This window comes from Sulfitobacter sp. G21635-S1, from assembly GCF_027213915.1.
Classification (GTDB): domain Bacteria; phylum Pseudomonadota; class Alphaproteobacteria; order Rhodobacterales; family Rhodobacteraceae; genus Sulfitobacter.
In genome coordinates this window covers 61,643-80,008 of record NZ_JAPWGV010000028.1, presented here as the reverse complement: position 1 = coordinate 80,008, position 18,366 = coordinate 61,643, and the positions used below count along the sequence as shown (strand labels likewise).

General features: G+C 63.5%; 17 protein-coding genes. 10 read left to right on the top strand and 7 right to left on the bottom strand.

The features are described 5' to 3' along the window. Positions 1-100 precede the first annotated feature (100 nt). Positions 101-442, top strand: a complete 342-nt coding sequence (locus O4H53_RS22080; protein ID WP_269367227.1) for a hypothetical protein — start codon at positions 101-103, stop codon at positions 440-442. Between the two features lie 138 nt (positions 443-580). Here O4H53_RS22080 and O4H53_RS22075 read toward each other — a convergent pair whose 3' ends face one another. The 7 genes from O4H53_RS22075 to O4H53_RS22045 all read right to left on the bottom strand — a co-directional run bounded on the left by O4H53_RS22075 (position 581) and on the right by O4H53_RS22045 (position 9,279). Continuing rightward, on the bottom strand, positions 581-1,615 hold the full coding sequence (locus tag O4H53_RS22075) for a TRAP transporter substrate-binding protein (RefSeq protein ID WP_269367226.1): 1,035 nt from the start codon (positions 1,613-1,615) through the stop codon (positions 581-583). Positions 1,616-1,642: 27 nt separating this feature from the next. Further along, positions 1,643-2,950 carry a TRAP transporter large permease gene (locus O4H53_RS22070; protein ID WP_269367225.1) on the bottom strand — a complete coding sequence of 436 codons (1,308 nt, stop codon included), beginning with the start codon at positions 2,948-2,950 and terminating at the stop codon, positions 1,643-1,645. Beyond that, positions 2,947-3,522, bottom strand: a complete 576-nt coding sequence (locus O4H53_RS22065; protein WP_269367224.1) for a TRAP transporter small permease subunit — start codon at positions 3,520-3,522, stop codon at positions 2,947-2,949. The genes O4H53_RS22070 and O4H53_RS22065 overlap by 4 nt, the downstream gene beginning before the upstream one ends. A 124-nt stretch (positions 3,523-3,646) precedes the next feature. After that, the gene (locus tag O4H53_RS22060; protein WP_269367223.1) at positions 3,647-5,293 is read right to left on the bottom strand and encodes a hydantoinase B/oxoprolinase family protein; all 1,647 of its coding nucleotides are present in this window, start codon (positions 5,291-5,293) and stop codon (positions 3,647-3,649) included. Continuing rightward, positions 5,290-7,344 carry a hydantoinase/oxoprolinase family protein gene (locus O4H53_RS22055; protein ID WP_269367222.1) on the bottom strand — a complete coding sequence of 685 codons (2,055 nt, stop codon included), beginning with the start codon at positions 7,342-7,344 and terminating at the stop codon, positions 5,290-5,292. Before O4H53_RS22055 ends, O4H53_RS22060 begins: the two co-directional genes overlap by 4 nt. A gap of 54 nt (positions 7,345-7,398) precedes the next feature. After that, on the bottom strand, positions 7,399-8,334 hold the full coding sequence (locus tag O4H53_RS22050) for a LysR family transcriptional regulator (RefSeq protein ID WP_269367221.1): 936 nt from the start codon (positions 8,332-8,334) through the stop codon (positions 7,399-7,401). 138 nt (positions 8,335-8,472) lie between these two features. Then, complete coding sequence (locus O4H53_RS22045) at positions 8,473-9,279, bottom strand: hypothetical protein (protein ID WP_269367220.1); 807 nt, start codon at positions 9,277-9,279, stop codon at positions 8,473-8,475. A gap of 95 nt (positions 9,280-9,374) precedes the next feature. Between O4H53_RS22045 and O4H53_RS22040 the strand changes: the two genes are divergently transcribed. From O4H53_RS22040 to O4H53_RS22000, 9 genes are all read left to right on the top strand, one after another. Continuing rightward, positions 9,375-10,154: an IclR family transcriptional regulator gene (locus tag O4H53_RS22040; RefSeq protein ID WP_269367219.1), complete on the top strand. Its 780-nt coding sequence runs from the start codon at positions 9,375-9,377 to the stop codon at positions 10,152-10,154. Then, the gene (locus O4H53_RS22035; protein ID WP_269367218.1) at positions 10,151-11,146 is read left to right on the top strand and encodes a thiamine pyrophosphate-dependent dehydrogenase E1 component subunit alpha; all 996 of its coding nucleotides are present in this window, start codon (positions 10,151-10,153) and stop codon (positions 11,144-11,146) included. Before O4H53_RS22040 ends, O4H53_RS22035 begins: the two co-directional genes overlap by 4 nt. Then, the gene (locus O4H53_RS22030) at positions 11,146-12,120 is read left to right on the top strand and encodes an alpha-ketoacid dehydrogenase subunit beta (RefSeq protein WP_269367217.1); all 975 of its coding nucleotides are present in this window, start codon (positions 11,146-11,148) and stop codon (positions 12,118-12,120) included. The genes O4H53_RS22035 and O4H53_RS22030 overlap by 1 nt, the downstream gene beginning before the upstream one ends. Beyond that, positions 12,117-13,853 (top strand): thiamine pyrophosphate-binding protein, encoded by a 1,737-nt coding sequence (locus tag O4H53_RS22025; RefSeq protein ID WP_269367216.1) that lies wholly within the window; start codon positions 12,117-12,119, stop codon positions 13,851-13,853. The genes O4H53_RS22030 and O4H53_RS22025 overlap by 4 nt, the downstream gene beginning before the upstream one ends. Before the next feature lie 41 nt (positions 13,854-13,894). After that, a complete protein-coding gene (locus tag O4H53_RS22020) occupies positions 13,895-14,941 on the top strand; it encodes a TRAP transporter substrate-binding protein (RefSeq protein ID WP_269367215.1) in 1,047 nt (348 codons plus the stop codon). Positions 14,942-15,013: 72 nt separating this feature from the next. Continuing rightward, positions 15,014-15,565, top strand: coding sequence for a TRAP transporter small permease subunit (locus tag O4H53_RS22015; RefSeq protein WP_114272962.1), 552 nt, complete (start codon positions 15,014-15,016; stop codon positions 15,563-15,565). Further along, a complete protein-coding gene (locus O4H53_RS22010) occupies positions 15,553-16,920 on the top strand; it encodes a TRAP transporter large permease (RefSeq protein WP_269367214.1) in 1,368 nt (455 codons plus the stop codon). Before O4H53_RS22015 ends, O4H53_RS22010 begins: the two co-directional genes overlap by 13 nt. Further along, positions 16,917-17,696 carry an SDR family NAD(P)-dependent oxidoreductase gene (locus O4H53_RS22005; RefSeq protein ID WP_269367213.1) on the top strand — a complete coding sequence of 260 codons (780 nt, stop codon included), beginning with the start codon at positions 16,917-16,919 and terminating at the stop codon, positions 17,694-17,696. Before O4H53_RS22010 ends, O4H53_RS22005 begins: the two co-directional genes overlap by 4 nt. A gap of 245 nt (positions 17,697-17,941) precedes the next feature. After that, positions 17,942-18,328 (top strand): hypothetical protein, encoded by a 387-nt coding sequence (locus O4H53_RS22000; protein WP_269367212.1) that lies wholly within the window; start codon positions 17,942-17,944, stop codon positions 18,326-18,328. The last annotated feature ends 38 nt before the right edge of the window (positions 18,329-18,366 follow it).

Below are 18,366 nucleotides of genomic sequence, written 5' to 3'. Positions count from 1 at the left end.
TACACCGCCCCATCACCGATCTTCGCCAAGCCCGGTGATGGGGTATCAATAACAGATCAGAGATACAGAAGGGTCAGCGGAACCAAAGGAGATACGCCAGATGAAGGCCGATGAAGTAAAGCAATTCCTGGAAGGCCACAGCGTATTTGCGCTGGACCCCGAAACGCGGCAGGTCGCGGCCTGCATAGACTATGAGGTTGGCGGTACCTGCATCGCCCGCTTTGTGAACGGGGAGACGGACAAGGGTGTCTATGGCTTCGAAGGCGACACCTATTGGACGCGCTACGAGACGTTCAGAGACGGCAAGCGCCATGTGTTCCGGCTGGTGGCGAAAGGGCCGGGTGTGGCCCAGGCCTATTTCGAGGATGGCACCATCGCCTTCCTGCAGTCGCACGAGGAAACACCTGTCGTGTCTGACGTCAGCGTCCCGCCTTTAACCTGATACACGCCGTATCGCCGATGTCCCGAGAGCGCGAAGCGCGGCAGGGTATCGGCAATGCAAGTTTAAGGCACGCGCTTCAGGGACGGCTTGTGACCGGAAGGTATCGGGGCAGCAGGCAAACTGCCGCCCCGGTTTGGTTCATTCGATGATCATGCCCAGCGTCTGGCCGATGGTCTCGTTCCAGGTCGCGACGCAATCGGCACCGCAACGGTCCGCGAACTCGGGCAGGATGGCCGCCTTGACGGCTTCTGCGCGCAGCGCATCGTCAGCCTCGGTCATCGGCACCAGCGTCATCCCGGCAGTGTCCCCTTCGGAACAAGGGCCGGAGGTGTTGCAAGCCAGACCGGTTGCAGTCTCTGTCGCGGCCAGCACGAAGATGGAAGTTTCCAGGCCGCGCAGGCTGGTGGTCAGATAATCCTGCACGCTGGCGTCAAGGCCATTCCACCAGTCGAGGTTTGCCAGCTGTGCCGCCAGCCCGAAATTGACCGGCATCGGAGAAATGAACCGCGCCGATTCATTCCACTTTGCCTTGTAGCCCGACAGCGCCCCGGTGATGGCGCAATCGACGACGCCGCTGGCCAGTGCCGGTTGCACCTCGGCAAAGGCGATGGACAGGGGCGAGCCGCCCAGGTGGTTGACAAATGCCTGTTGCGAGGCACCCGATGCGCGCACCTTGCGGCCTTTCAGATCGGCAAGCGAGGTAAATTCATCGCGGCAATAAATCACCTGCGCCTGATAGGTGCCGAAGCCCAGCAGCTTGATGTTGTGCTCTGTCTCCAGGAATTCGGCATAGGATGACCGCCAGCTTTCGACAGCCGCCGCCAGTTCCTCGACACTGCCGATCACGCCAACAAGGTCGACCGATTCATTCATCGGCACTTCGCCGGAGTTGTAGGCCAGCACGGTTGTGGCCATCTGCAATGTGCCGTTGCTGACCAGGCGGAAGATCTCACCACCCTTGAAGCCCAGCTCGGTGAAAGGTTTCACATTCGCGGTGATCTTGCCACCGGTGTCGGCGGGCACCTGTTCCGTCCAGAACGGCAGTTCCTTGTCGGTGTACATCGACAGCCCGCCGATGGAGCCCACGACATTGAACTCGGTCTCGGGCATGTCCTGCGCAAGTGCGGGCAGGGACATGAGGCCCGCCAGAGTGGTCGCAATCAGTGTTTTCATGATAGTCTCCCTTGGTTTGGAAGGGCGTTAACCGCCCGGTTTTGGATTGACGATGGTGGGCAGCCAGAGCGCGAGCTGCGGAAACAGGAGGAGCAGGCCGATCATCGCGAGCATGGCGGCCAGGAAGGGGGCTGACCCCTTGAACAGATCGCTGAAATCGCCTGCGCCCTTGCGCACGGCCTGCACCACATAAAGGTTCATGCCGACCGGCGGGGTGATCAGCGCCGCTTCGATCAGGATGACAAAGACGACGCCCCACCAGACCGGGGAATAACCCAGCCCCACCACAACGGGAACGATGATGGGCGTGGTGGCGATCATCATGGAAAGCGTCTCCATGAAGCAGCCCAGCAGCAGGTAGAAACAGATGATGGCAAGCAACATGCCAAGCGGCGGCCAGCCCAGGTTCAGCACCGCGTCGGTGATCGCCTGCACCAATCCGATGCTGACCATGACGAAGTTGAGAAAGAAGGCGGCGATGACGATCAGCATGATCATGCAGGTGGTGCGCACAGTGCCCTCAAAAGCGGCGAGCAGGACCGGCACGCTCAGCCTGCCGTTCAGCGCGACCAACCCCACGGTGGCGATCAGGCCAAGTGCCGCCGCTTCCGTGGGTGTGGCGACACCGGCATAGATGCTGCCGACAACGATGGCGAACAGCGCCAGGGGCGGCACCAGTTGCGGCAGGCCGCGCAGCCGCGCAGGCCAGAGTGAACCGCCCTCCAGCCGGTGACCGCCCCAATGCGGTCGCCACAGGACCAGCGCCAGGACGATCCCGGAAAAGAGCATCGCCAGGACAAAGCCGGGGATGAACCCTGCGGCATAAAGGTCGGCGACCGAGGTATCTGTCAGCACCGCATAGATGATCATGTTGATCGACGGCGGGATCAGGATGCCCAGGGTGCCGCCCGCAGCGATGGAACCCAGGAACAGGGGCCGGTTGTAGCCGCCGGCATCCATGTTGGGGATGGCCACCGTGCCGATTGTCGCCGCCGTCGCGATGGAGGACCCGGATGTTGCGGCAAATACAGCGCTTGCCGCGATGTTGGTGTGCATCAACCGTCCTGGCAGGCGCGAGAACCAGGGTGTCAGCGCATCGAACAGGCGGCCCGACACGCCTGAGCGGTGCATGAGCTCTCCCATCATGATGAACATGGGCGCCGCGATCAGGATGAAATCGGCAGAGGAATTCCAGGCCAGCTCACCCGCCGCGCCGGTCATCGGGAAGAAGGCGTAGTTTTCCGACAGGATGTAGCCGGTCATCGCCAGCACAACGGCCACCGGCAGCGACAGCACCAGCATGACGACAAGCAAGAGAAACGCGGTGAGGATCATGGCGCGCCATCCGATGCATGCACAGCTTCTGCGATCTCTGCGTCCAGATCGGCTGACCCGACCAAAGCGTCGAACCCGGCCCGGTCACCGCGGATCAGGCGCAGCACCGCCTGCACCGGCGCCAGGACCGCCATACAGGCAAACCAGAACAGGCCGATCCACCAAAGCCCCTGCGGCAGCACCAGCGGCACGCGCATCTGCGACATGGACCGCGCGCCCATTGACCAGGATTGTTCCAGGGTGCCCCAGGCGAACCACGCCAGCGCCGCCGCGACCAGCGCCAGCGCAAAGGCCGCCAGCAAATCGCAGGCCGCGCGCAGCGGGAAGGGCAGGCGGGCGGCCAGGAAATCGACCCTGATATGCGCCTTGGTCGTGACCGTGAAAGCCATGCCGAGGCCAATGCAGATCGCCAGCCCGTAGGAGGAGATCTCGAAACTGTCGACCGCGCTCTGGTTGAAGAAATACCGCATGGCCACGTCGATGGTGATGGGGACGGCGCAGCCGAACAGGATGACGGCCCCCGCCACCCATGCCAGCCATCGCGAAAGACGTTGCGGCAGCGGCTCTGTCATCGTGATTGTTCCATGCAAATCAACCGACCACACCCTTGGAGGCAAGTCCAGTGTGTCGCGCCATCGCGCCTCTGCCGGTCCGCACAATTGGTGACAGGCGCGTTTATCGCGGGCATCTTCCGGGTCATTCGGAAACCCCCTTCGTGACATATCCGTCAGCCAGGTCGGCGGCCTGAGCCGTGCTGTCGCGCAGGGCAGGGTCGCCGTGGCCGCCGCCGCCCGGGGTCTCCATCCGCACGATATCGCCGGGACGCAGGGCATGGCCGATTGTCTTGGCGGCAAGGGGGGTGGTGATGCCGTCGCGGGTGACGCTCAGGGTTCCGCCACGCCCTGGCGCACCGCCGTCCAGCCCATAGGGCAGCGAGGTGAAAGCGTCGAAAGAGGCGTTGAGCAGCCCGCTCTCGGCCAGGAATTCCCATTCCCGCACGATCCCCAGACCACCGCGCATGCGACCTGCACCGCCCGAATCCGGCACCAGTCCATAGCGGGTAAACCGCATGGGAAAGAGCGCCTCGATCATCTCGACCGGTGTGTTCTGGCCATTGTGGAACCCGGCCGCCAGACCATTCGGCCCGTCACGCTCGGGATGCGCGCCCCAGCCGCCGAGTTCGCTGTCGAAATAGACCTGACGGCGCCCGTCCGCGTGGCGGATATTGACCGCGTGGTTGAATGTGGTGCCGTAGTAGGAGGCCGGGATCCGGTCGGGCAGCACCTGGGCAAAGGCCCGCAGCACGGCGGTTGCGATCTTGTGGCCGGGCAGCATCCGCATCGACACCGGTGCGGGGAAGGCCGCGTTCACAAGGCTGCCTTCTGGGGCCGTCACCGTGATCGGGCGATAGCAACCCGCGTTCACCGTTCCGGTCACGCCGCAGGCCGCGATGACGGCGTAATAGACGGCAGAAGTTGTAGTCGCCAGGGTCGCGTTGATCGGCCCGCGGGCCTGATCCGCCGTGCCTGCAAAATCCAGCGCGATGGTGTCGCCCGCAATCGTCAGGGTGACCGCGATGCGCTTGTTGCCCTCTTCCAGCCCGTCGCCGTCGACAAAATCCTCGGCCTCGTAGGTGCCGTCGGGCAGGGCCCGCAGCGCCGCGCGCATCTCGTGCTCTGCATGGTCCAGCAGCGCGGCCCCGATCTCGGTCAGGGCCTGCACGCCATAGCGGTCCGCGAGCCGCAGCATGGCGCGCGCGCCCACATCCAGCGCCGCGATCTGGCTCAGGAAATCGCCGCGAAAGGTTTCCGGTTCGCGGACATTCTGCAGGATGGTGGCAAACAGGTCTTCCTGCATCCTGCCATCGCGGACGATCCGCACCGGCGGCAGGCGCAGACCTTCCTGAAAGACTTCCACCGCCTGCGCGTTATAGCCGCCCGCAGCACCGCCGCCGACATCGACGTGATGGATCAGCACGCAGGTGATCGCGATCCGCTCGCCGTCGCGGAACACCGGCCTGAAGGCGATGAAATCCGGCAGGTGCTGGCCACCGCAATAGGGATCGTTGGTCACGATCACATCGCCATCGCGCCAGTCATCGAGCGGGATGTGATGCGCCGCGATATGTTGCAGGCAAAGCTCCATCGAATTGAGGTGCACGGGCATCCGCGCCGCCTGCGCGACATTGCGGCCCTGGCCATCGAAGACGGCAGTGGAATAATCCAGCAGTTCGCGCACCGTGGTCGAGCGTGATGTGCGCCAGACGGTGACCGACATTTCCTCTGCCACCGACACAAGCGCGGCAGAGACGATTTCGAGCAGGACGGGATCGGGGCGGCTCATGGCTGTTTCCTTGCGGTCATGTCACCCGTTTCGGTCATTGTCAGGGACCAGTGACCCGGGATCAAAAGGGTGGTGTATTCCTGTTCGATGATGGCGGGGCCGTCGATGACCTCACCCGGTGCCAGCGACAATTGGCGGTGCACCGGAACCTCGGCCCAGGCGCCGTTCACATGGACGGGGCGGGTGCCGGTCGCGCGGTCTTCCGACGGGCTGTGGCGCGCCGCGGTCCGGCCTTCGTCGCCCAGCCTGCCGATGGCAACCAGCCGCATCGTCACAAGCTCGACCGCCTCGTCCGGATCATCAAAGGAGAAGCGCTGGCGATGCTGTTCCTCGAACCTTTCGCGCAGGGTTGCAAGTGTCTGTTCCGTGCAGGGGCCATCGGGCATATCCGTCATCAGCTCAAAAGCCTGCCCGCGATACCGCAGGTCGGCAGTGAGCCGCAGCACCCGCCGTTCAGGCGCGATTGCATCCGCGTCAAGCAATGCCGTGCCGCGCGCGCGCAGGTCCTCCGCCATCGCCGCGAGCGCCGCCAGGCTTGCGGACGCAAGCGGCAGAATCTCGGTGCGGGACAGGTCGTGCTGAATGTCAGAGGACAGAATGCCATGCGCCGAAAAGGTCGATGGATCGCGGGGGAAAATCACCTCTGTGATCCCCAGTTCCTCGGCCACCTCGATGGCGTGGACACCGCCCGCGCCGCCAAAGCTCATCAATGCGAAATCGCGCGGGTCAAGCCCCTTGGCAAACAGGGAGAACTTGATGGAGGCGGCCAGTTTGGCGTTGACCACACTGAGGATACCGGATGCCGCATGGTCGGTATCAAGGTTCAGCGGCACTTCCATCCGGTCGCGCAGGGCAGCGCGCGCGCCGTCGAGGTCCAGCGCAAACCGGCCTCCGAGGAAGGTCGAAGGGTCGAGCCGCCCCAGGATCAGGTTGATGTCGGTGACGGTCGGTTCCTGCCCGCCGCGCCCGTAACAGACCGGCCCCGGCACGGCACCCGCGCTGCGCGGCCCGACCTGCAGACGGCCCGAGGCATCGACAAAGGCGATGGACCCGCCGCCCGCGCCGATCGTATGCATCTCGACCATCGGAACACGGACGGGCAGACCGTCAATCTCTCCCTGGGTCACAACTGTGCGCTGACCGCCGGATATGACCGCAACGTCATAGCTCGTGCCGCCCATGTCGACACCAACGACATCCGGCGTGTTCAGCGACCGCGCCAGTTTCTGCGCCGCCAGCACGCCGCCCGAAGGGCCGGAAAGCAGCAGTTTGACCGGGGCCTGCACGGCGGCATCCAGGCTGATGGCACCGCCGTTCGACTGGATCAGATAGACCGGCGCGGTCACGCCCGCGTCTGACAAGCGTTTGCGCACGGCGGTGACATAGCGGTGGATCACCGGAACCAGCTGTGCGTTCAGGACCGTGGTCGCGGTGCGTTCGAATTCGCGGATCTCGGGAGAGACTTCGTGGCTGCAGGAAACCGCCATCCCGGGGCAACGCGCCAGCAATGCCTTGCGGATCGCGATTTCATGTGCGGGGTTGGCAAAGGCGTTCAGCAGGCAGATCGCCGTGGCCTCTACACCGCTGTCGGCGACACGGCTGATCACGCTGTCGAGTGCGGCGGCATCGAGTGGCCGCACCACCTCTCCGGCAGCGCCGATCCGGCCGGGGGCCCCGAACCTGCGCCTGCGGGGGATCAGCACGCTGCGGTCGGGTCCGCGCAGGGCATAGATGTCGCGCCGCGCGTGTCGCCCGATTTCCAGAACATCCTCGAAACCTTCGGTGGTGATCAGCGCGCCATCGGGCAGATCGCGGGTCAGCACCGCATTGGTGGCAATCGTGGTGCCGTGCAGGATCAGGCCGATGTCCGACAGGGCAAAGCCAAACCGTTCCGCGGCCAGCAGCAGGGCATCGGCCAGACCGCGGGCCGGATCATCGGGCGTGGTCGGGGACTTCAGGCTGTGAGCCAGGCCCGTGGTGTCGTCCCGCAATTCCAGGTCGGTGAAGGTTCCGCCGATATCAACGGCAACGGTGATGCGGTTCTGCGACATGTTCGGTCTGGCTCTCGGCGGTTATTGCCGGATCAGCGTCGCAGGCATTTGCAATCAAATCAAATCGAATGATTTTGGCACGTGTGATAGATTATTTTGATCGGCGTGGCGCCGGGCCGTCGTCTGGGCCAGCCGCGCTGCGGTCATGACCACGTGGCTTTTGGGATCCCCGAGGTAGGACGCGGTGAATTGAAGCGGCGAGGGACACCACCCCGGATCGAAGCAGCGCAGCTGGCCGCGCGCAACCCATTCACGCCCGAGGATCTCGGGCAGGGCCGCCACGCCCAGACCCGCTTCGACAAGCCGGAAACAGGCCGACAGGGAAGAAGAAGAGAAAATCTGCGTGCCCGGCCCGACCCTTTCGTAGAGCTCCCGCCGCATCTCGCGGTAGGGCCGGGTGTTGCGGGCATAGGTGATCACCGGGTTTTGCGCGATCAGCCCCGCCTGATCCTGCGGTGTCCATTCCGCCTGCGCGGACACATACCAGGCAAGGTCGAAGCCCGGCAGGGCGATGTTGCTGACAGAAGCCTCCGACACCGGGCCGAGCAGGATGGCAATGTCGATCTCGCGGTCGAGCAGACGTTCGCGCAGATTGGTCGACACATCAACGTCGATTTCGATCTCGACCTTGTTGAACTGGTGGTGCAGGTCCGCGACGAAATCGGGCAGCCAGGACTGGGCGACCGTTTCGGCAACGCCAAGCCGCAGCTGCCGCTCGATCCCGTCGGGGTCCATGACATTGGCGGTCACCTGTTCTGACAGGATCTCGAATTGTTCGGCATATTGCACCAGCATGTCGCCCCGCTTGGTCAGGGTCAGACCACCTTCGCGGCGGTCGAACAGGGCCACGGCAAGCGTGTCTTCAAGCGATTTCACCCGCGCGCTGACCGCTGGCTGGGTGAGGTTCAGGCTCTGCGCCGCCTTGCGCATGCCGCCAAGGCGCACGACCTCAAGGAAGGTGCGGAGCTGTTCGATGTTGAGCCGGGTCATGTCGGTGTCTCTTTGCGCCTGTCCCTATGCTGCGAGTGTGACCGATCCCCGAGGCAAAGCGCAAGAAGTGCCTTGGGGTTGGTGGCATGCGCCGCCGGGCCTGATCGGACACGGCGGCCTGTCACCGCGCAGATGGGGTTATCCCCTTTCGGACCGCAGCAATGCCTGAAGCGCATCCTTGTGTCGCATTCCCGGCCGGATTCCGCAGTGGGTGGCGGTCTGGTTCACGGCAGAGATGATGCCGCTCTCCAGCATCGAGACGGCGTTGCCGATCTCGCAACTCATGCAGTCCAGGGTGGCGGCAGCGATCTTGCGGGCGTCCAATGCGGGGAGGCGGCCAATGCCGACATCGTTCTTGCCGCGCCCCGCATCCGAAAAGGCGACATAGCGGGCGTCGGCCTTGCAGGCGCGGGCAGGATCGCCACCGATCAGCCCGCCATGTGAGCCGGTGATGATGATCCGCCCCGCATCCTGCGGGGTGATCAACGAGGCCGAATCGACGCAAAGCACCTGTTGCCCGCCGAGGGTTCTGTCCTGGCGGGTCTCGGGGACCTTTGCCATCAGGCGATCAGGTTGCGGTGCAGCCGCGAGGAGGTCGAGGGCATCGCCCGCCGTCATGCCGGGCGCGATGCCAAGACCCGCTGCAATGGCGTTGGCAAAGGAGATGACCCCATGGCTTGCCGCATCGCGTGCCGATCCGATTTCCGCGCTCATGCAATCGACGGCGCAGGCCGCCATGCCCACATCGGCCAGCGCCCGGACGCCTGCGATCCCGGCTTCGTTCATGCCGCGGCCCGCGTCGTTGAGGATGACGGCGCGCAGCCCCGACAGGGAGGCAACGGCAGCCGCAAACAGCCCGCCATGCGAGCCTGACACCGCCACCGCGCCCGCCGCGTCAGGACCTGCGTCGGTGATCGAGTCAAAGAGGCGAACATCTGTTGTCATGGCAAAAGCGATAATTTGTTTGACAGCGCAAGGCAATCTGTTCCACCAATCAAAACAATTATTCCGATAAACGGAAGTAGAAGGGGGGAATGGTCTTGAGTGCAGAGACGCCGGTCGGCTCCATTGCGCGTGCTCAGAACGTTCTTGCGGCCCTTGCGCGGATGCCGTTGGGCGCGAGCTTTACGGAGATTCAGGCCTGCACCGATTTCACCAGAACCACGACCCACCGGGTGCTCGCCTCTTTGATGGAGGTGCATTACGTCTATCAGGATCCGGGCAGCCGGAAGTATCACCTGGGCCATGCCCTGGCCGCATTGGCGCGGGTCGCCAACCGGTCCGACCTTGCCGCATTGGCAAGGCGCAGCATGCGCCGGGTTGCGGAAGGGACAAAGGACACGGTGTTCCTCTCCGCACCGGAGGGCGCGGTTTCGATCTGTGTCTGCCGCGAGCTGGGCGATTTTCCGATCCGCACGCTGACCCTTGATGCGGGCGACCGGCTGCCGCTGGGTGTCGGGGCCACCGGGCAGGCGATCTATGCGGTCACGGAGAAGTCCAAGCGCATGGCAGCGGCGCGCAGCAATCAGGCCTGGATGGCAGATTACAATTACACCCCCGAAAAGGCAGAGGAACTGGCAGCTGATTTCCTGCAACGGGGCTTTGCTTTCAACCCCTCCATCCCGGTCCCGGGGATGAGCGCCGTGGCCCTGCCGATCCAGACCGGCACCGGACGGATCGTTGCGGCGATCGGGATCGGGGCGATCAACGAACGGATGAAGATGGACCGGATCGAAGGCGAACTGCTGCCCTTGCTCAGGGAGGAAGTGGCCACCTTGTCGGCAAAATTCAGCGAGCTTGAGCGGGAGAATTTGCTGTGACCCTGACCAACTTTGATCGTGAAAAGGGTCTTGCGCGCCTTGCCACCATGGAACGCATCCGCGCCTTCGAGGAAGTCGCCCGGCGGGCAGCGGTGGATGAGGCGCTGGTGCTGGGTGCGATCCATCTGTCCATCGGACAGGAGGCGGTGGCGACAGCGGTGATCGAGCCGCTGAGGCGCGATGATTACATTCTCTCCACCCACCGGGGCCATGGTCACACGCTGGCAAAGGGGGCCGATGCCCAGGCGATGATGAAAGAGCTGCTGGGCCGGGAGGGCGGTTGTTGCGGTGGCAAGGGCGGGTCGATGCATATCGCCGATTTCGGGGTGCGCATGCTGGGGGCCAATGGCGTGGTGGGGGCCAATATCACCATCGCCGCCGGGGCCGCGCATGGGATCAAGCTGCTGGGCGGCGACCAGATTGTTGTCTGTTTCTTTGGTGACGGTGCGGCAAACCGTGGCCCCTTCCTGGAAGGGTTGAACTGGGCAGGGGTGTTTGATCTGCCGATCCTCTTTGTCTGCGAGGACAACCGCTATTCCGCCTCTACGCTGACGTCAGACATGACCTCGGGGAACGTGGCCGACCGTGCCCGCGCACTGGGTCTGCCCACGACGGAAGCGGATGGCAATGATGTGACCTCGCTGGCTGCGACCGCGGCCGAGATCACGGCGCGGATCCGTCAGACCGGCAAGCCGGAATTCCTGCATGCCAGGACCTATCGCCTGTCGGGCCATACCTATTTCGATCCCGCAACCTATCGGCCCGAAGGGGAGGCGGATGAAATGCGCGCGACCCGCTGCCCGATCGCGAAACTGCGCGGTGAACTGGTTCAGGCGGGGGTGGCAAAGGGTGACCTGGACCAGGTGCGGCAAGCGGCGGAAGAAGAGATGGATGCCGCACTGGACGCCGCGCGGGATGCGCCCTGGCCGGCTGCTGCGAGCGTTTTTGCCGATGTGCAGGACATCGGTTCCCCCACCGAGGAGGCGTTCTGATGGCGCGCATGACCTATGCCGATGCCGCGAAACTGGCCGTGGCCGAAGCCATGCGGGCAGATCCGACGGTCTGGTGTGTGGGCGAGGACCTGGGCCGGGGCGGGGTGTTCAAGCAATATACCGGGTTGGTGGAGGAATTCGGCCCCAGGCGGATCAGTGATGCGCCGATTTCCGAAGCTGCAATCATGGGAGCGGCCTTTGGTGCCGCGATGGCGGGCACAAGGCCCATTGTCGAGATGCGGTTTGCGGATTTTGCGCTTTGCGCCACGGACGAGCTGGTGAACCAGATTGCCAAGGCGCGGTTCATGTTCGGCGGGCAAAGCCGCGCGCCCATGGTCATTCGCAAGCCCATGGGCATGTGGCGGTCCTCGGCGGCGCAACACAGCCAGTCGCTGGAATCCTGGTATGTGCATATTCCCGGTCTGGTGGTCTGCTGCCCGGCCACACCGCAGGACAATTACGCGATGATGAAAGCGGCAATCGCCTGCGACGATCCGGTTGTCTATCTGGAGCACAAGGACATCTGGGCCACCGAAGGCGAGGTGGATACAAGCCTGCCGGGCCGGTTCGGCAAGGCAGGCCTCCGGCGCGCGGGCACGGATGTGACTCTGGTCTCCTGGTCGAACACAGCCAACCTTTGTGTCCAGGCCGCAGACAGGCTCGCGGAGGACGGGATCAATGCGGAGGTCATCGACCTTGTCAGCCTCTGGCCCTGGGACAAGCAGGCGGTGCTGGCCAGCGTGAAAAAAACCGGCCGTCTGGTGGTGGCGCATGAGGCGGTCTGCGTTGCGGGGTTCGGGGCCGAAGTTGTGGCAACCGTGGCGCAGACCATGGTGCTGAAAGCGCCGCCCGTGCGGCTGGGCAGTCCACGGGGGCTGATCGCCTATGCCCCCAATCTTGAAGATCAGATGCGGGTGACGGCGGACATGATTGCCGCCGCCGCGAAAAAGACGATGGAGTTCGAAACGGCATGACCCAATCCAACGAAATGACTGGCGGCGAGGCGCTGGTGCGGATGCTCTTGGCGCATGGGGCCGGGCCGATGTTCGGCATGGGTGGTTTCCAGCTGCTGCCGTTTTACGATGCGGCGCGGCGGTTGGGGCTGAACCACAACCTGATCAATGACGAACGCTGTGCTGTTTTCGCAGCCGATGCCTATGCCAAGGTGTCGGGCCGGGTCGGGCTGGTCGATGCGACGCTGGGGCCGGGCGCCACCAACCTGGTGACCGGGCTGGTCGAGGCGCTGAATGCCGGCTCGCCGATGGTGGCGATCATTGGCGATGCGCAGCGCGATCACGCAGGCAAGAACATGACGCAGGAAACCGATCAGGTCTCGATCCTGCGGCCCGCGTGCAAGGCGCTGCTGCGGATCGAAACGATACAGCGTATCCCCGAGATCATGCGCCGTGCCTTTGCACTGGCCACTTCCGGGCGACCCGGCCCTGTCGTTGTCGATGTGCCCGAGGATATTGCCCATGGCCTGTGGGGGTTCGACGAGGGTGACTTCGATGTCGACGCGGCCCATGAGGCAGCACCCGCCATCCGTTGCCGTCCTGAGCGCGAGAGCCTGGAAAAGGCCGCCAACATGATTGCGGCGTCGGCGCGCCCGATCCTGCTCTGCGGTGGGGGCATTCACATCAGCCGGGCGACCGCCGCGGTGACACGATTTGCCGAGGCCAATGGCATACCCGTTGCCCACACCATGAGCGGCAAGGGGGCCATCGCCTGTACCTCGCCGCTGTCGGCGGGGCTGTTCGGGCGCTATGACCGGATCGCCAATGCGCTGATCGAGCAAAGCGATTGCATCATCGTCGCGGGCTGCAAGCTGGGTGAAATCGCGACCAAGCGTTTCACGATCCCCGCGAAGGGGCAGATTGTGATCCATCTCGACAATGTCGCCGAAGAGATGGGCCGCACCTATGACCCGACGATGAAACTCTGGGGTGACGCGCGCGAGGGGCTGGACGATCTGACGACGGCACTTGCCGCACGGGCGCAAAGCCAGCGCGAGATGCGCGCGGCCTATCTGGCAGAGATCCCCGCAAAGATGCAGACCTGGCATGACGAGGTCGCCGCCGACCGGCTTTATTCCGATGAAAGCCCGGTTCACATGGCGCGGCTTGTGACCGAATTGAACAATCACCTGCCTGCGGATGGCTACCTGATCGCCGATGGCGGCTTTGCCGCACATTGGGGCGGGCTGCTGTTCAACTCGAAAAAGGCGCGGCGCAGCTTTGTGCCGGACCGTGGCTTTGCCTCGATCGGCTATGGCCTGCCGGGTGCCATGGGCGCACAGCTGGCCGACCCGGAAGCGGTGGTTGTCGGTCTGACCGGCGATGGCGGTTTCAACATGGTGTTGGGAGAGCTTGAGACCGCTCGCCGGATGGGTCTTGGCGTCAATATCATCGTCGTGAACAACGCAGCCTCGGGATATGTGAAGGCGTTGCAGCACCTGATGTACGGCGAGGGGAATTATCAGAGTTCCGACCTGGCCGAGACCAATTATGCCGAGGTGGCCCGGGCGATGGGCTGCCACGGGGTCCGGGTGGAGGAACCGGGCCAGTTGGAAGGCGCGCTGAAGGCGGCATTTGCCGAAAAGGACCGGCCCAGCGTGATCGACGTGATGGTGACACGCGATCCGTCGCGCATGTTGCCCGCCGTCGATAACCGTACCGTACAAGTCAAGAAAGGCGACCGCGTGGCCTGACCTCACGCGGGACATAACTGGAAGAAATTGGGAGGAGAACAATGAAAACCAGGACAGTAATAGGCACCTGCACGGCCACGTTGATGGCCGGAAGCCTGATGTCGGGGGCGGCCATCGCCCGGGACATCGAAATGCAGGCGATTTTCCCGCAGACGCTGCCGCTGCTGGGCAAACCGGGTTGGGACATCGCGGAAAAGGTCGACCTGTTGACCGCGGGCGGGATTCACTTCGATGTGAAAAACCCCGGTGAGATCGTTTCCACCGGCGAGGTCTGGGATGCGGTTTCGACCGGAGCGGTCGAAAGCGCGTGGTATTCCATCGGCTTTGCCGAGGGCGTGGTGCCCTCCGCGCCGCTGTTCACGACCTTTCCCTTTGGCCCGGATGTAAAGGAATACGCGGCCTGGTGGTACTATGGCGGCGGCAAGGAAATGTGGTCGGAGATCACCGAGGACACCTATAACATCAAGACGATCCACTGCGGCACGCTGGTGCCCGAAGCCTCCGGCTGGTTCCGCGAGGAGATCAACAGCGTCGAAGACCTGAAGGGCAAGAAGATGCGTTTCTTTGGTCTGGGTGCCAGTGTCATGGGTAAACTGGGTGTCGAAGCGCAATCGCTGGGGCTGGCTGACACGATGTCGGCGCTGAACACAGGCGCCATCGATTCCGCCGAACTGGGCTTCCCCTTCCTCGACAACATGATCGGCATGTACGAACACGCGGACCATTACTATCTGCCGGGCTGGCACCAGCAGACCAGCTTTCTCAGCGTGATCATGAACCTGGACACATGGAACGACCTGACCGACCAGGAACGTGCTGTCATCAACACCGCCTGCGAGGCACAGGTGCTGAGCACCATGGCCGAGGGTGAGGCGGTACAGCTTGAGGCGCTGCGCGAACTGGAGGAAGAGCATGGTGTGAACATCCATCAATGGTCCGATGAGATGCTTGGCGCCTTCGAGAGCGCATGGAACGAGGTCGCGGCGGAGAAATCGGCCCAGGACGCGGATTTCAAACGCGCGTGGGAGAGCATTTCCCAGTTCCGGGACAGTTATTCCCAGTGGAAGGAAATCGGCTATCTGAAGTGATGGTCCAACCATCGCTGCCGGGGGCGCGGCGGGCGTGCCCCCGGTTTTCCTGAATTTTCGAGCGAGGGACAGATGCAGGCTGCATTGAAACTGGCCGACGGGCTGACGCGGGTCTGCGAATGGGCGGCGCGTCTGGCAGGTGTGGTGATGATCGCGCTGGTCTTTGTCATCATGTACGATGTGATCGGCCGCAAGCTCTTTGCCACAGGTTCCGTCATTTTGCAGGAACTGGAGTGGCATATGCATGGGCTGGTGGCCACATTTGCCTTTGGCTACGCCTATACCCGCAATGCCATCGTACGGATCGACGTTCTGGCCGACAAGATGGGCGAGAGGTTCCGCCTCTGGATGGAATTCTGGGTCGTGGTGCTGCTGGTGATCCCGTTCTTCGCCTTCATCGTCTGGTATGGCTACGAATTCGCCGAACGCGCGTTTGAACGCGGGGAAGGGGCCAATGGCGGGCGCGGCTTGCCGCATCGCTGGATCGTGAAATCGCTGGTGCCAGTCTCTGCCCTGCTGACCATCGCGGGCTGTACCGCCGTGGCGCTGCGCATCCTTGCCGTGCTCAGGCGGCCCGATCTGATCTCTGATCCTTTTACCGGACGTGATCTATGGAAACGCTGACCGAATTCCTGCCTGCGATCATGTTCCTGAGCCTGATTGTCGGGCTCTTTTCCGCCTTGCCGGTGCCGATCGTTCTGTCCGGGATCACGCTGATCTTCGCCTTTATCGCGCTGGCCCTGGGCGAAATGCGGTTTGTCCATATCTCACTGATCCCCACGCGGATCTATGGCGGCGTGATCGACAACGCAGTGCTTGTGGCGGCGCCGATGTTCATCTTCATGGGCGTCATGATGGAGAAAACCCGGATCGCCGAGGACCTGCTGCTGACCCTGCAAAAGCTGCTGGCGCGGGTGCCGGGTGGGCTGTCGCTGGCGGTGGTGCTGATGGGCACGATCCTGGCCGCCGCCACCGGGATCATCGGGGCCTCGGTCGTGATGCTGACGGTGATGGCGCTGCCGACCATGATGCGCGCGGGATATGCCGCACCACTGGCGACGGGGACCATCGCCAGCGCGGGCACGCTGGGCATCCTGATCCCGCCCTCGGTCATGCTGGTGTTCATGTCCGATCTTTTGTCTCTGAACCTTGCCAAGGTATTTGTCGCGGCCTTCCTGCCGGGGCTGTTCCTGGCCGCTGTCTATCTGGTCTATATCGTTGCACGATCTTTCCTGCGGCCAGGTGAAACGCCCCCCGCCGCGAAGCTCAGCGCGGCAGACAGCAAGGGGTTGTGGCGTGAGGCGCTGGTGTCGGTTTCCTTTCCGCTTTTGCTGATCATCGCGGTTCTGGGGTCGATCATCGGCGGCTTCGCCAGCCCGACCGAAGCCTCTGGCGTGGGCGCCTTTGCGGCGCTGGTGCTGGGTCTGGTCCGGGGCCGGCTGAACCTGAACGTGCTGGGCGAGGCGGTGGACGGGTCGCTGCGGACCATCGCACTGCTGTTCTTCATCTTTGCCGCCGCAACGGCCTTTGCCTATGTCTTTCGCAAGATCGGCGGGGATGATTTCATCATCGAACTGGCACGGTCGCTCAACCTCGGGGACTGGACGCTGCTGTTCACGATGATGGCGATCGTCTTTGTCATGGGGTTCTTCTTTGACTGGATCGAGATCACGCTGATCCTGCTGCCGATCTTTGCGCCCATCGTCGACCTGATGGACCTTGGCGATCACGTCGCCAAGGCGGATCTGGTCTATTGGTTCACCATCCTGGTCGCGGTCAATCTGCAGACCTCATTCCTGACGCCGCCCTTCGGCTTTGCCCTGTTCTACATGAAGGGGGCGGCGGGTGATCTGGTGTCAATGGGCGATATCTATCGCGGCATCATTCCCTTTGTGCTGCTGCAGATCGCGGTGCTGTTCATCCTGATCTGGCAGCCCGAGATTGCGCTGTGGCTGCCCGCGCAGGTTCTGACGAAATGAACCGGCTTGCAGGAAAACGCGCCGCCATCATCGGGGCCGGTTCGGTCGGGGAAGGCTGGGGCAACGGCAAGGCCACCGCAGCGCTCTTTGCGCGCGAGGGGGCCAGTCTGCTGTGCGTGGACCGCAACCAAGATGCCGCCGAGGCTACCGCCGCACTGATCCGGTCAGAGGGCGGCAGGGCCGAAGTGCTGGCCGCCGATGTGACGGACCCTGAAGCCGGGGCGCAGGTGATGGCGCGGATGCAGGCGCTGTGGGGCGGTATCGACATTCTGGACTACAACGTCGGGATCAGCCAGGCGGGTGGCGTTCTGGACACCAATGATGAAGCCTGGGCGCGCGTGTTCGACATCAACCTGACCGGCGCGATGCGGATGGTGCGCGCGGTCCTGCCCGCGATGCGGGTGCAGAAAAGCGGGGCAATCGTCTTTGTCTCGTCACTGGCTGCGGTCTATTCCGCGCCCTATTCCTATGTCTCTTACGAAGTGTCCAAGATGGGGCTGGTGCGCTTGGCACGGTCCGTCGCGCGGGAGAATGCGCCCTATCAGATAAGGTCCAATGTTCTGTTGCCGGGCGTCATCGACACGCCGCATGTCACGGCCTTTGTCGATGGTGAAACTGACCCGGCCACGCTGGCGGCAAACCGGGCTGCGATGGTGCCGATGGGCCGACAGGGGACCGCCTGGGACGTCGCGCGGGCGGCATTGTTTCTGGCATCGGAAGAAGCCGCCTATATCACGGGGGTGGAACTGCGTGTTGACGGCGGACTGACGGCATAACAGATGCGCGCGGAGCGATGGCTATCTGCTTTCCGTTGGTACTTGCATGGCGGCCCGGGCCAGCCTGCTGGATCAGTTCTCGAAATAAGTGACCCTGTATTGGCGGGCAAAACGTCCGGCTTTGCGAAAGCAATGGCGCAGGGCGACCCCGGTGCGGGTTGGTTGACGAAACCGGCGGCTGCGCCATAGCCTTTGCATTGTTCGTGGCCCTTGCCGTCGGGCCCGCGATGGAAGGAGAGGACCCGATGACAGAACTTATCGCAAGAATAGCCGGGCCATATCTGCTGCTGACCGGTCTGGGTTTTGCGATCTCCCGCGACTTCTATCAGCGCATGGTCATGGGGAACGCACAGGCCGACCCGATCCTGCTGAACCTGTCCGGGGCCGTGCATTTCATTGTCGGGCTGATCGTGCTGAACAACCATTTCCGATGGTCGGGGTTTGCCGAGATTGTCGTCAGCTTGATCGGCATCGCTGCCGCTGCAAAAGGGGCGGCGCTGATCGCCGTGCCGGAGATGACACTGCAGACCCCCAAGACAACCGGCAGGGTCCTTACCGCAAGTACGGTCGGCTTTATCCTGGCCGGGGTATATCTGTGTTACGTCGGGTATCTGCCCCTTTTGGCGAGATAACGTAGCCCTGCGCCTACTGCCTTGAGATCAGGAACAAT